We start from the raw sequence: 13,723 nt of genomic DNA, 5'->3' as shown, positions 1-13,723 counted from the left end.
TCTATGAAGGCCTTTGTCCGTTCCCTGTGTGAACTTATTGAGCAGGGTGAACCCTGTGTACTTGCCACTGTTTTAGAGAGCTCCGGCTCTACCCCGCGTTCCTCGGGGGCGAAGATGGTTGTCCGAGCCCAGCACACTGCCATTGGTACCATCGGCGGTGGTATCGTGGAGGCCATCGCCTGTCGTGATGCCCGCCGAATGCTTGAGGATTGTAAGGATGGTCGAGCAGAACTTACCTTTACCGATATGGACCAGGAGATGGCCGCTAACTCAGATATGATCTGTGGTGGTAATCTCTCGGTCCTCCTGGAGACCATTGAGTCCACCGGTCCCTGCGCCCTGGCCTATCGGGAGTTGGATGGCCTGCTGCGCCGGGGTGAGAGAGCGGTTCTCTCTACCACCTTTTCCAAGGGGGATTCTCTTTGCTCCGTAGGACATGAGGTGATGCTTGGGGACTACTCTGCCCTGGCCGGACAGGCCATGGAGAAGGAGAGTCCATGTTTTAGTAAGTCCGAAACGGAGCTCTGCTTTGCCGAACCCTTTATCCCGCCGGCTCCGCTCTATATCTTTGGTGCCGGTCATGTCTCCCTCTTTACTGCCCGGGTAGGAGCCATGCTTGGCTTTCGCACGGTGGTCCTTGATGATCGAGATGATTTTGCCAATGTAGAACGCTTCCCCACCGTTGATGAGGTGCGTGTCCTCGCTAGCTTTGAGGATTGCTGTACCGATCTCTCCATCCCTGAAGATGCCTATATCATCATTGTTACCCGTGGGCATGTCCATGATCTGACTGTTCTGGGAGATGCCCTGAAGACCGATGCTCGCTATATCGGTATGATTGGCAGTAAGAAGAAACGAAATGCCATCTACGACGCCCTGTTGGCCGATGGCGTTTCTCAGGCGAATATTGATCGTTGCCACTCTCCCATCGGTCTGACCATCGGTGCTCAGACCCCCGAGGAGATCTCCGTTAGTATAGCCGCAGAGCTTATTGGTGTTCGGGCCAAGACCCTTCTCTAGGCTTTTTCCCCCCTCCCTCTCTTTTTTCACGGAGAGGGAACCCCTTTCTGCTGCCTCTTTGCGTCCTGCGCTCTAAATTTTTATTTATGTAAAACAGAGATCTTGTCTTATGATATGATTTTATCATAGAGGTGGAGGTTATATGCAGGCGGGAAAAAATTGTGGAGAGAATCTCTCTGCCATCTGGTATCAGTATGAGGTTTGCCCGGGTGCTGAGAGCCTTGAGGCTCAGAGGTGGAAGGCTGGTCTGGTAAATATGATTGTCTTTGCCGCCTCCGACGAGGAGGGTAGGGTCCTGTGCGGGCGCTATGCCGCCCGGCATGACTGGCAGATCATTGTTCTGAAGCGGGCAGGGATAATTTCGACAGAACATCTGGCGAGGATGGAGGGGGTCTTTCAGGCGCTCTATCGGCAGGCAGAGCTCTCGGGCATTGCGGCCCGCTTTGATGGCTGGCAACTCTCTTCATAAAATAGTGGCCTGAAAAAACAAAAAGGTTTGGGAGTCGTTATGGAGCAGAAGGTCGGAGAAAAACTCGTGGCAGCACTTAAGAAGAGAGATGATGCGGAGAGTCAGGAGAGTTTTGTTAAGGCCATGGAGTTGACTAAGGCCTATGCCAGCTCAGGCTCTGCCACTCACTACAGTGCTGTAACCCGCCTCTTTTATGATCTCTTTGAGATGTTTGAAACAGGAGATGATCCGAGGAAGAAGAAGTAGGGAAGCTCTCTCCTTGGCACAGAGAAGACTTTAAAATGAATTAAGGAGCCTTATATGATTGGCAAAGCGTCATTTGTGCTGCTCTTGGTGGTGGAGGAAGAGCTGCTGGGGAAAAACTTGGAGGAGCTCGTCCGTGGATATGGCTATAGGGTGATTACTGCCGTTGACTATGCCGAGGCATTGGTTGCGACCCGTAGTAGAAGGGTTGATCTCCTTTTGGTGGATCATCTGCCCGCAGGAGCAGAGGAGGAGGCGCTTATTGCCATGAGGGAGGTAAGGCGTAGCATTGGCCTCATTCTGGTGGGGGCGGACGAGGAGAATGTCTATGTGGCTGCCGTTGAGGGAGGTGCCCTGGATTTTGTTGCTGAGCCGGTTATGGCAAGAGAGCTGGAGCTTAAAATTGAGCGGGCCAGGCGGGAATCTGCTCTGCGCTACAGACTCTCGCTCATAGCTGATTTTGATGAGGCCACGGGGCTTGAGGATGGTAACGCCTTCTTTGTCCATCTCTCCCGTGAACTCGAACGTGCCCAGCGGCAAAAACGTCCCATGCATCTGGCCATGCTCTATTTGCAGGATGTGGAGAAGGAACAACTTGCCGAGATTGGCTTGATTTTAAAGTCTTCTATCCGTTCCTATGTGGATCATGCCTGTCGTTGCACAAAGCGTGAATTTGCCCTTCTCCTGCCGGAAACCAATGCCGATCAGGCCGCAGAGATCGTCCAACGGGTTCTCTTGCAGAATCTTGAGAAGAATTTTGGTGAGCAGCCCCTGGCGATAGGATGCGTTTCCTGTTCCATTGAGAAGGACGAGGACTTAGATGATGCCGAGTTTAGGTTGATCAAAAAGGCAAGAATGGCCATGGAGGAGTCTCGTGCTGCAGGTGACTATTCGGTGGTTTTTCGCAGATAAGCAGTACAGGGGGCATCCCCCTGTACTGTATTTATTCTAGCCCTTGACAACCTTTGTTGCCAGAGCGTCTTTGTGATATTTTTGATCAGGGGCGATGGGGTAAATGCCATTGAAACAGGCCAGACAGTAGTGCTCTTTAGGGATACCCGTTGCCTCTACCATGCCCTCAAGGCTGAGGTAGTGGAGAGAGTCCAGGCCCAGATATTCTGCGATTTCTTCGACGTTCTTATTGCAGGCAATGAGCTGTGATGAGGTTGGGAAATCGATGCCATAGTAGCAGGCATGCATGGTCGGAGGACAGCTGACCACCATGTGGATCTCTTTGGCCCCCGCCTCGCGTAGGGCTCGTACCCGACTCTTACCTGTTGTTCCTCGGATAATAGAATCCTCAACGATGATAACCCGTTTTCCCTTCAAGAGAGATCGTACGGGGTTGAGCTTGACCTTGACGTTGAAGTCACGCATGGACTGGCTTGGTTCAATGAATGTCCTGCCCACATAGTGATTTCTGATCACGCCCATCTCCATGGGAATACCGGATTCCTGTGCATAGCCAATGGCCGCATAGTTACCGGAATCAGGAAAGGGCATAACGAAATCGGCATCAATCTTTGCCTCGCGGGCCAGGATCTTACCCATCTGCTTACGTGATTGATAGACGTTGATACCAAAGACATCGGAATCGGGACGGGCAAAGTAGACCTGCTCAAAGATGCAGTGGTGCGGGGTCTGTTTTGGCCATGGGAAGATGGAGCGCATCTCCTCACCTCTTTTCATGATAAGAACTTCACCCGGCTCGATATCACGTACATAATCGGCCTCGATGAGGTCGAGGGCGCAGGTTTCAGAGGCTATAACCCAGCCGCCAGTGGTCAGGCGACCAAGGCAGAGGGGGCGAAATCCATCGGGATCACGGACGGCAACGAGGGTGTCCTCGGTCATATAGAGCAGGGAATAGGCACCCTTGAGGGCACGGAATGTCTCGCTCAGTGTTTTATCGAGATCGGGACCGCTGTTGCGTACCATGAGATGGAGGACGGCCTCGGAGTCCATGGTGGTTTGAAAGATAGAACCACTCTCCTCGAGCCTGTTTCTGAGCTCGGTGGAGTTCACCAGGTTGCCATTGTGGGCAACGGAGAGGGTCTGGTTCTTATGGTGAACCATCAGGGGTTGGGTATTGGTGAAGTTGGACGCACCGGTGGTGGAGTAGCGTACATGGCCGATGGACATGTCCCCTTTAAGTCCTTGCAGGATATCTTCGGTAAAGATCTCGGGCACAAGTCCCATATCTTTGTGAAGAAAGACCTCTTTGCCGGTTGATGTAACAATTCCCGCACTTTCTTGGCCACGGTGCTGGAGGGCATAGAGGCCGAAGTAGGTGAGCTTTGCAGCATCTTCATGGTCGAAAATACCGCAAACACCACATTCGTGGGTGGGGTAGTCCTGGGACGCGGATAATGTTTTTACCTGTGACATGTTTTCCTTTACTGTGTCGCCCTTTGTAAGCAGCATAGATGAGGGTGGATTAAATACTATCCCTGACTGATGATTTCATAAATAAGATTCGTCAATTTAAGCATATCTTTAAGATCGATTCGTTCTGCGGTGGTATGGACTAGATCCATGCCCGTTGCCAGGATAGCCGTCTCTATACCGTGGCCGTTAAAAACATTGGCATCACTGCCGCCTCCGGTGGAGGTGATTCCTATATTTATACCCATGGCCTTGGTAACCCGGAGGAGGTGCTGGATGAGCGGTCCCTCTTCGTTTATGACGATGGCGTCGTACTCTTTTATCACCTCTATATCAATAGAGGGTCTCTGCTCCTTATGCTCAGGGCTACTCCAGTCGGCCACGGTCTTACGAAAGACAGTGCAGATTTTTTCCGTATACTCATCGAGCTTGGCTGGTGATTGGCTGCGCACCTCGCCATGGAGACAGACCTTGTCGGGGACAATGTTGACTGCCGTACCACCGGAGATAAGGCCGAAGTTGGCGGTTGAATCCGCGTCCAGTCGTCCCAGCTGCAGGCCTGCCAAGGCCTGGGCGGCAAGAGTGAGGGCATTGATCCCCTTTGCCGGGCTGAGGCCGGCATGGGCTGCCAGTCCGTGGATGATTATATCAATGCTGTTTGCTGTCGGGGCCCGGGTGACAACGGTGTCACTACCACCGGCATCAAGGGCATAGCCCATCTTTGCCTGGAGTTTGTCGTACTCAAGGTACTTGGCTCCGAGCAGGCCGATCTCTTCGCAGGTGGTAAAGACCAGTTCAATGGCTCCGTGTTCGGTGTCATTTTCTTTGATCAGGGTGAATGCCTCTATCAGGGCCACGATTCCTGACTTATCGTCACCGCCGAGCACAGTTTCGCCGGCGCTGGTGAAGGTGTCGTTCTCTCGGGCAACCTCGATATTATCTGCCGGCAGGACAGTGTCCATATGACAGGCAAAGAGGAGGGGGGTGCGTTCGGGGCAGGATCCGGCAAAGCGAACAATGATATTGCCGCTGTTGGAGCCGGTCTGTTCGGCGGAATTATCCTCGTAAATTTCCGTGGCACCCAGCTCTCTGAAGATCTCCTTAAGATAGTTGGCAATTACCCTTTCGTTTTTTGAAGGTGAGCTGATCTCGCACAGTGCGGTAAATATCTGGGCAACTCTTTCGCTGTTTATATTCATGGTCTACCTTATTGTTGAAGAAGGACGACGGCATGGCAACTGATACCTTCGCCCCGGCCTGTATACCCCATCTTTTCGGTGGTGGTGGCCTTGATATTGATATCGCTGATTTGGCAGGCACAGCTGGTGGCGATGATCTCCTGCATTTGCTTGAGATAGGGCGCAAGCTTTGGTGCCTGGCAGATCACGCTGATGTCGGCGTTGCCGATTTTGTAGTTCAGCTCCCCTACCTTTTGCATGACCGATTCGAGGAGTCTGATGGAATAGATATCCTTAAAGGCATCACTGCTGTCGGGGAAATGGCGGCCGATATCACCTGCGCCAATGGCTCCGAGCAGGGCATCACAGAGGGCATGGACAAGAACGTCGGCGTCGGAATGGCCGGCAAGGCCCAGGTGGTAGGGGATCTCTACTCCGCCCAGTATCAACCTTCTCTTTTCGACCAGCTGGTGGGCATCAAAGCCGTGGCCAATGCGTATTTTTTGCATGGGTTCTTTTTTTTCTCTGAGGAAGTTTTCAGCTAGGATGAGGTCTTCAGGGCGGGTAATCTTGATATTGGTCTCTGATCCCTCGATCAGGGTTACGGGGATTCCTACCCCTTCCAGAAGGGTGGACTCATCGGTGACATTTCTCATGCCGTTTTCCTTAAAGGCTTTGACGAGAAGAGCTTTTCGGGCAGCTTGGGGAGTCTGGGCCTGCCATAGTCCCTCGCGGTCAACGGTGCCAGTCACAATTCTGCCTGCGCCCCTCTTCAGGGTGTCTTTTACCGGCACAGCGGCAATGACAGCCCCGTATTGCTGGGCGCCTTTATAGCAACGGCTGATGAGCTCGGCACTGACCATGGGGCGGGCCCCATCGTGCACCAAAACAATATCTATTGACTCTGGAACCTCTTGTAGACCACGGAGTACGGAGTCTTGACGACGGGCGCCGCCAGTCACAATCGAGATGTTTTCTAGCTGATATTTTTGCAGGAGAGCTTTGCTTTCTTCGAGATGATCTTGGGGGACGACAAGGATTATTTTTGCTATGCAGGGGTGTTTATTGAACGCGCGTATGGTGTGAACGATAATGGGAGTCCCCGCAACAGCATGATACTGTTTGGGGTAATCCAGTTTCATCCGTGTGCCGCTACCTGCTGCGGGTATGATGACTGCACCGTTTTTCATTTTCCTGTCTTGCGGTGAGATGTTTCCTTGTTTTGAGACGAAAAAAAATGTGCGAAGTGGGCTATAAGCCGAATTCTGTCTCTCCCCGAAGGGAGCCATGATCATTTCACTGGGACGTCGGTTGCCCGACGCCTCTTGCAACCTACCCGGAGATCTCGGACGGAGCCGCCCTCAAACATCTCTCTATTTGGTCTTGCTCCAGATGGGGTTTGCCCTGCCTTCCACGTCACCGTGAAAGCGGTGAGCTCTTACCTCGCCGTTTCACCCTTACCTGGCGAACCAGGCGGTCTATTTTCTGTGGCACTTTCCACCGGTCACCCAGTGTTCGTGTTACGAACCATCTTGCCCTGCGGAGTTCGGACTTTCCTCTCCGACTGCGAAAGTCGGGGCGATCATGAGCCCACTTCACACACAGCTTTCTTATAGTTGGAAACAGGAAAAGATGAAAGACTTTTTTGCGATAAGGAGAGGAGAAGAGATTATTCCTGGAGGAGGCGAGGCCCTTTTATGGGCGAGCTGTTTAGTCCTGGCCCTTTTCTTAGGCGGAGAAAAAGTGGGTTTTCTTTTTGCAGGGCCTTTTTCGGCAAGACATCTCCTTAAAGAAAAAACTTGCCATAGAACGGGGGAGGGACTACAGTCTGGGCATCTTGAACGCTCTATTTAACGTACTATTTTGGTGAAGTTTATTGCCTGGAATGTGGTCTCTATATTTATGACTTTAGACGAAATAAATAAAATTTGTAAGGATTCAATGATCCAGAATCTGGGTATTGAATTCATCTCATATAGAAATGGTGTCCCCCGAGCGCGGATGAAGGTCGATAGCCGCACCCAACAACCCCATGGCTATCTGCATGGAGGCGCTACCATTGCCCTGGCCGAGACCGTTGCCAGTGTCGCCTCTTCCTGTACAGACAGAGATATGGCGGCCTTTGGTTATCATGTTGATGCCTCTCTTCTCTCATCGGTGCGTGAGGGCTATGTCTACGCCGAGCCCCTGCTTGTCCATAGGGGCCGGACTAGTCATATCTGGGATGTGCGGGTGGAGACAGAGATGGGTAAGACCGTTGCCCTCTGTCGTATCACCGTAAAGCTTGCGGCTGAGGCATAGTCTGGTTGACCCCATGAAACCTATAAAGAAAACCCTGCCTCAACTGCTTCAGCTCTGTCTGGATAAAAAACTCTGCTTTGCCTCTTATCGAGAGCCGGGCTGTGATATTGTTACCCTGGCCCAGGATGGCGGAGAGCCCCTGAGGCTCAGTGTTGATCATGAAATATCTGAGCAGAGGGGCTTTGCCATTGCCCCCTTTGTCGAGAGCGATTCCTGCCGTCCCATCCTTATCTCCCCGGATCTGATCTCAGTAGGTGATGCTCCAGATGAGTCTCTTTTTGCCAGACTGGAGCAGTTTGGTGGTAATTCGCTTAATGGTTGCGGAGACATTGGTGAGACCTATCAGTGTGACCATGCGGAGTATCTGCAGGAGGTGGACAGTCTGGTTACGGCCATCGAGGCGGGTCGGTTTGCCAAGGCCGTACTCTCTCGGGTGGAGATTATTAGGGACGATATTCGGGAAAAGGTGGTGGCCACCTATATAAGAATGTGTGCTCGTTATCCCCACTCCCTCGTCTATATCTTTCAGGCGGATGGGCATCTCTGGTTGGGAGCCACTCCGGAGATTCTGGCTTCGGTCGGGCAGGGGAAGTTGCAAACCATCGCTCTTGCGGCCACTCGAAAAAACACTCCCGAAAACCAAAAATTTTCTGCCTGGTCAGAGAAAGAGAGACAGGAACAACAGTATGTCACCGATTATATAAATGATCTTCTCATTAGCTTTGATCTGAAGTCGGTTAAGAGGGGCCTGCCCTATCCACGTCAGGCTGGCAATATGCTCCATCTATGCACAGAATTTTCCTGTGATTCACATGAGATAGGTGGTAAGCTAAGCCCGCTGCTTCAGGCCCTCCATCCCACCCCGGCGGTATGTGGTATGCCCAAGGAGGCGGCCCGTACCTTCCTCCATGGTTTGGAGAAACACGATCGCCAGTACTACTCGGGCTTTCTGGGGCCGGTAAATATATCTCCGGAACAGATTTCTCTTTATGTGAATCTGCGCTGTATGCAGGTATGCAGAGGTTATGCTCAGGTATATGTCGGTGGTGGCATCACTTCGGACTCTGTTGCCGAGGATGAGTGGACGGAAACTGTACTGAAGACCAAGACTATTCTCTCCGCCCTGGATAATTAAATTCCTGTCAGTCTGTGCAGGGTCTGCCTTACTGACCCCGGCCAATGGCCGGAAGCCTCATACAATAGATAATATGCGTGCAAAACAACATATTTCAGACCTTGCTCATCACTGTATCGCCCATGGCATGCGCCATTTGGTGATTTCTCCTGGTTCCCGTAACGCCCCCCTTATCCGTGCCTTTGCTGCTTCATCCCAGATAGAGTGCCTGAGCATTGTCGATGAACGATCAGCGGCCTTTGTGGCCCTCGGTCTGGCAACGGAACTACAGGCCCCGGTGGGAGTGCTCTGTACCTCGGGGACGGCTCTGCTCAACTATGGACCGGCTATTGCCGAGGCCTACTATCTGCGGGCCCCCCTTATAGTTCTTTCAGCCGATCGTCCGGCCCGTCTGGTTGGTCAGCAGGATAGTCAGACCATTTGCCAGGATAACCTCTTTGCCAATATTGTTAAGGGTAGTTATAGCCTGCCTGAAGAACCGGAAACTGTGGCGGAGCTGGAACTGTCGGCGCGAGTCATAGCTCAGGCCTTTTCTACCGCCCTCTCTCCCTGCTTTGGCCCCGTTCATATCAATATTCCCCTCGATGAACCCCTCTATGGAGGCGAATTGATGGCTGAGTCCCTTATTGCTCTTTCTCCTCTGCAGCTAGCAGAGCCCAAGGGTATGAGTCCAGCTCTCTGGCAGGAGGTGGAGTCTGCCTGGCGAGGTGCCAAGCGGCGGATGATTGTATGTGGACAGGGCGTGGCCGATGCTGAGCTTCAGGCCCTTTTGGCTCGATTTGCTCCGGACAAAACTGTGACCATTATTGCCGAAAACACGGCCAATATCGTCGGCCCCTGGCTGGTGGACAGACCAGATGCCGTGCTTCTGGCCTGTGATGAGGCATCCAGATCTCTTCTGGCCCCTGACTGTCTTATCTCCTTTGGCGGTCATCTGGTTGCAAAGCACATCAAGCTCCTCCTGCGGGAGTTTAAACCGGCCTTTCACTTTCGCCTCGATCCTGCCCAGATGGGTATTGATACCTATCAGTGCCTCAGTGCAGAACTTGATCTTGCCCCCACAACATTTTTTCGCCGTCTTGCTCAGCAGGTGGAGCCAGCTGCCGGTTTTCGTGATCTCTGGGCTCTGCCCGAGGGAGTTGCTGAGAACCAAGATGATGAGTTTCTGGTTCTGAAGAGACTGCTGGGCCAACTGCCCGCAGGTAGTATTGCCCATCTGGGCAACTCCATGTCCGTGCGTCATGCCCAAAAACTGGCCTCCAGAGCTGATCTTCTCTATCATAGCAATCGAGGGGTGGCGGGCATTGATGGCTGTCTCTCCACCGCCGTGGGGGTTGCCCTGGCAACGGATCAGCTGGTCCTCTGTTGTTTGGGTGATCTGAGCTTTGTCTATGACTCCAATGCCCTCTGGAACCGCAATCTGCCTTCCAACCTGCGTATTGTTATTCTCAATAATCAGGGTGGTGATATTTTTAGAAGGCTGAAGGGGCCCAGTGTCAGTCCCGGCTATCAGGACTTTTTTGTCGCTCATCATCCTGTGCAGATAGGTAAGATGATAGAGGCATATGGCGTGGCCTATCGCCGTTGCCTGGCCTCGGAGATAGATGGTTTTTCCGAGGAATTCTTAGGACTGCAGGATGGCCCTCTGGTTCTTGAGGTGTTTGTTGATCCGACCAAAAGAGATTAGGGAACTTTGAAAAAGGCTATTATCGAAGCTCAGCGTAGACTTCGGTATTAACGATGCCTGTGGTAAAATTTTCCATGTGCCCCTTATGGAAAATATTAATTTTTTAAGATTCCCATTAATTTTACCCCCTATAATATAACGAAGGAAACAGCCATGAGAGAATGGAAAACAATAAAAGAGTATGAAGAGATTAAGTTTGAGATTTTTAATGGTATCGCCAAGATAACCATTAATCGTCCTCGTTATTATAACGCCTTTACCCCCGATACCAATAAAGAGATGCTTGAAGCCATGGTCTATTGCCGTGAGTGTCAGGACGTGCGGGTGGTGATCTTTACTGGTGCAGGCGATAAGGCCTTCTGTGCGGGTGGTGATCAGAATGTGAAGAGCACCGGTGGTTATATCGGTAAGGACGGAGTGCCCCGTCTTAATGTCCTCGATCTGCAAAAGGCCATCCGTTCCCTGCCCAAGCCCGTTATTGCCATGGTAAATGGTTTTGCCATTGGCGGTGGCCATGTCCTCCATGTGGTTTGCGATTTGACCATTGCCTCGGAAAATGCCAAATTCGGTCAGACAGGACCCAAGGTGGGCAGTTTTGATGCAGGCTTTGGTTCCTCCTATCTTGCCCGTCAGGTTGGCCAGAAGAAGGCCCGGGAAATCTGGTTTCTCTGTGATCAGTACTCTGCTCAGGAGGCAATGGATATGGGGATGGTTAATAAGGTTGTTCCTCTGGAACAGCTGGAAGATACCACCGTTGAGTGGTGTGAAAAGATTATCAAACGGAGCCCCATGGCCCTGCGCATGATCAAGGCGGGTCTTAATGCTGAGCTTGACGGTCAGGCCGGTATCCAGGAGCTTGCCGGTAATGCCACCATGATGTTCTATATGATGGAAGAGGCTCAGGAGGGCAAGAACGCTTTCCTGGAAAAACGCGAGCCGGATTTCGATCAGTTTCCTAAATTCCCATAAGGTGTCTGGCATGGAACTGAGCTATAGACGCAGTGATCTGATATTTAAGCGACCGGCGGGCACCTCCCGTGGAGTGCTCACCAGTAAGCCCACCTGGTTTGTCCGTCTGGATATTGACGGTCACGGAGGGCAGGGGGAGGTATCCCTTATTCCGGGACTCTCTCTTGATCCCGAGGAGCAGATAGGGCGAGAGCTTGATCTCCTTGCCCGGAGACTTCGGGCCGAGGAGCCAATTCGTCTCCGCCAGTTTCTGGCTGAGAGGGGGGGGGCGGATTTTTCTGACTACAGGTCTGTTCTGACCGATATTGCCGGAATTTTGGATTCCTGGCAGGTCTCAACCGATGGTCGCTTTCCTGCCCTGCGCTTTGCCCTGGAGATGGCCCTGCTGGATCTGCTCTCTGGAGGCAGGCAGGAGTGGTTCGCCTCGGACTTTACTCGTGGTGAAAAGCGGATTCCGGTCAATGGCCTGATCTGGATGGGCGAGGCCGCTTTTATGCAGGAACAGATCGAGGCCAAGCTGGCCGAGGGCTATGGCTGTCTGAAATTGAAGATTGGGGCCATTGATTTCGATAAAGAGTGTGCCCTTCTCGCCGGCATTCGTGAGAGCTTTTCTCCGCAGCAGCTGGAGATTCGGGTCGATGCCAACGGTGCCTTTTCGCCTGCCAATGCCCCACAAAGACTGAAGCGTCTCAGTCAGTTCCATCTTCACTCCATTGAGCAGCCCATTCGCCAGCATCAATGGTCCGAGATGGCGGCTCTCTGTGCCAACTCTCCTCTGGCCATTGCTCTGGATGAGGAGCTGATCGGGCTAGGGGCTGAACAGCGTTCTGCCATGCTCGATGCCATCAGGCCCCAGTATATCATTCTCAAACCATCCCTGCTTGGTGGCTTTCACTATGCCGGACAGTGGATAGAGCTTGCTCGAGAGCGTGGTATCGGTTTCTGGATCACTTCGGCCCTTGAATCTAATCTGGGGCTTGCCGCCATTGCCCAGTGGACGGCCCTCTATCAGCCCACCATGCCCCAAGGGCTGGGGACAGGCCAGCTATATACCAATAATCTTCCCTCAAACCTTGCCGTGGACGGGGGACTTTTGGGGGTATCTTAAAGGATCTGCCGATGGACTCTGTTAAAATTGATGGAAAGATCTATGATGCTGAATCTCTTACCTCCCTGCTTAAGAGCGAGGCCTTCCTCGATCTGCCCCTCTGGCGGCAGAATATTTTCACCTTTTTGGCTGCCTGGTGGCAGTCTGCGGAGAGTATAGAGCAGTATACCTCTGGCTCCACCGGAAAGGCCAAGCCTATTCAGCTTGCCAAGAGGGCCATGTTGGCCTCTGCCCGTCGGACCTGTGCTTTTTTTCATATCTCGGAGGTCAGTCGACTGGCCCTCTGTCTCTCGGCGGAATATATTGCCGGTAAGATGATGCTTATTAGGGCCCTGGTCTCCGGGGCCGAGCTTCTGACCATCGCCCCCGAGGGCAATCCCCACCGAAAATTTAGTGACGATATTGACTTTGTGGCCATGGTTCCCCTTCAGGCGGAAAATATGCTGCGGGATATTGGCTATACTGTCCGGGTGAAGACTGTTCTCCTCGGCGGGGCCGAGGTTTCAGCCCCCCTGCGGGAGTTGATTTTGGCCTGCCCGGAGACGGAGTTTTATCTGGGCTATGGCATGACAGAGACCTGCTCCCATGTGGCCCTGCAAAAAATTGGTGTCGATGATATTTATCGAGGCCTGCCGGGGGTGGAGTTCGCCTGTGATGAGCGTGGCTGTCTGGTGGTGGAGGATGGTGAGGTGGTAGGCCAAGCTCTGATCAGTAACGATATGGCAGCGCTTTGTGCCGGAGGCTTTCGCTGGTTGGGGCGCTGGGATAATATCATTAACTCAGGCGGAATTAAATTTTCCCCGGAAGAGCTTGAGAGCCGCATTGTCCATCTGCTTGACTATCCATTTTTGCTGACCTCAAGTCCTGACAGTCGTCTGGGCCGGAAGATTATTCTGGTCATAGAGTCGGCCGATATCTATTATCTGAGCAGATCCAAACAGGATCTCTTCCGAAAAAAGATGTGTCTCATGCTTGCGGAGGTACTGGATAAATATGCCCTGCCCCGGCAGATCATCTATGTCTCCCAACTGGTCAGGACGGCCAGTGGCAAGGTGGACAGACGCTTTATTTATAGCCTCTAGGCTTGTTCTACTGGTCTTGAACTCCTTTAAGGGGCTTTTACCAAGGGGTGTTTTGTCGTTGAGGCCTTCCAACAGTCTTAATAATTACACCCTGTATTATATCCGCAGTACCCTTTTCGAGTGCTGTGGCTGAGTAGCTTTCACGT

13 protein-coding genes and 1 other RNA gene are annotated in these 13,723 nt (G+C 52.4%); 10 read left to right on the top strand and 4 right to left on the bottom strand.

The window, feature by feature from the left end; translation table 11 throughout:
• Positions 1-3 precede the first annotated feature (3 nt).
• The 4 genes from DP_RS01310 to DP_RS01295 all read left to right on the top strand — a co-directional run bounded on the left by DP_RS01310 (position 4) and on the right by DP_RS01295 (position 2,644).
• Positions 4-1,020, top strand: a complete 1,017-nt coding sequence (locus tag DP_RS01310; RefSeq protein WP_011187508.1) for an XdhC family aldehyde oxidoreductase maturation factor — start codon at positions 4-6, stop codon at positions 1,018-1,020.
• A 142-nt stretch (positions 1,021-1,162) separates the two neighbouring features.
• Positions 1,163-1,489, top strand: coding sequence for a hypothetical protein (locus DP_RS01305; protein ID WP_011187507.1), 327 nt, complete (start codon positions 1,163-1,165; stop codon positions 1,487-1,489).
• 39 nt (positions 1,490-1,528) lie between these two features.
• Positions 1,529-1,735 (top strand): hypothetical protein, encoded by a 207-nt coding sequence (locus DP_RS01300; protein ID WP_041277479.1) that lies wholly within the window; start codon positions 1,529-1,531, stop codon positions 1,733-1,735.
• A 54-nt stretch (positions 1,736-1,789) separates the two neighbouring features.
• Positions 1,790-2,644, top strand: coding sequence for a response regulator (locus tag DP_RS01295; protein WP_011187505.1), 855 nt, complete (start codon positions 1,790-1,792; stop codon positions 2,642-2,644).
• 36 nt (positions 2,645-2,680) lie between these two features.
• Here the strand turns inward: DP_RS01295 and purF are convergent, their stop codons facing one another.
• The 4 genes from purF to rnpB all read right to left on the bottom strand — a co-directional run bounded on the left by purF (position 2,681) and on the right by rnpB (position 6,893).
• Complete coding sequence (gene purF / locus DP_RS01290) at positions 2,681-4,120, bottom strand: amidophosphoribosyltransferase (protein ID WP_011187504.1); 1,440 nt, start codon at positions 4,118-4,120, stop codon at positions 2,681-2,683.
• A gap of 56 nt (positions 4,121-4,176) precedes the next feature.
• The gene (locus tag DP_RS01285; RefSeq protein WP_011187503.1) at positions 4,177-5,316 is read right to left on the bottom strand and encodes a M20/M25/M40 family metallo-hydrolase; all 1,140 of its coding nucleotides are present in this window, start codon (positions 5,314-5,316) and stop codon (positions 4,177-4,179) included.
• 8 nt (positions 5,317-5,324) lie between these two features.
• Positions 5,325-6,485: a 2-C-methyl-D-erythritol 4-phosphate cytidylyltransferase gene (gene ispD, locus DP_RS18730; protein WP_041278170.1), complete on the bottom strand. Its 1,161-nt coding sequence runs from the start codon at positions 6,483-6,485 to the stop codon at positions 5,325-5,327.
• Positions 6,486-6,533: 48 nt separating this feature from the next.
• Positions 6,534-6,893: RNase P RNA component class A (rnpB, locus tag DP_RS17185), an RNA gene on the bottom strand.
• Positions 6,894-7,236: 343 nt separating this feature from the next.
• Between rnpB and DP_RS01270 the strand changes: the two genes are divergently transcribed.
• From DP_RS01270 to DP_RS01245, 6 genes are all read left to right on the top strand, one after another.
• Complete coding sequence (locus tag DP_RS01270) at positions 7,237-7,596, top strand: PaaI family thioesterase (protein ID WP_049784977.1); 360 nt, start codon at positions 7,237-7,239, stop codon at positions 7,594-7,596.
• 13 nt (positions 7,597-7,609) lie between these two features.
• On the top strand, positions 7,610-8,731 hold the full coding sequence (locus tag DP_RS01265) for a chorismate-binding protein (RefSeq protein ID WP_049784976.1): 1,122 nt from the start codon (positions 7,610-7,612) through the stop codon (positions 8,729-8,731).
• A gap of 73 nt (positions 8,732-8,804) precedes the next feature.
• Positions 8,805-10,418: a 2-succinyl-5-enolpyruvyl-6-hydroxy-3-cyclohexene-1-carboxylic-acid synthase gene (menD, locus tag DP_RS01260; RefSeq protein WP_011187498.1), complete on the top strand. Its 1,614-nt coding sequence runs from the start codon at positions 8,805-8,807 to the stop codon at positions 10,416-10,418.
• A 153-nt stretch (positions 10,419-10,571) separates the two neighbouring features.
• Positions 10,572-11,387: a 1,4-dihydroxy-2-naphthoyl-CoA synthase gene (gene menB / locus DP_RS01255; RefSeq protein ID WP_011187497.1), complete on the top strand. Its 816-nt coding sequence runs from the start codon at positions 10,572-10,574 to the stop codon at positions 11,385-11,387.
• 1 nt (position 11,388) lies between these two features.
• Positions 11,389-12,495 (top strand): o-succinylbenzoate synthase, encoded by a 1,107-nt coding sequence (gene menC / locus DP_RS01250; protein WP_011187496.1) that lies wholly within the window; start codon positions 11,389-11,391, stop codon positions 12,493-12,495.
• 11 nt (positions 12,496-12,506) lie between these two features.
• Positions 12,507-13,577: an AMP-binding protein gene (locus DP_RS01245; protein WP_011187495.1), complete on the top strand. Its 1,071-nt coding sequence runs from the start codon at positions 12,507-12,509 to the stop codon at positions 13,575-13,577.
• Positions 13,578-13,723 lie beyond the last annotated feature (146 nt).

Origin of the sequence: Desulfotalea psychrophila LSv54 (genome assembly GCF_000025945.1) — a bacterium.
In the GTDB taxonomy this organism is placed as follows: Bacteria; Desulfobacterota; Desulfobulbia; order Desulfobulbales; family Desulfocapsaceae; genus Desulfotalea; species Desulfotalea psychrophila.
The sequence above is the reverse complement of the archived record's forward strand: the minus strand, read 5'-3'. Positions and strand labels throughout refer to the sequence as shown.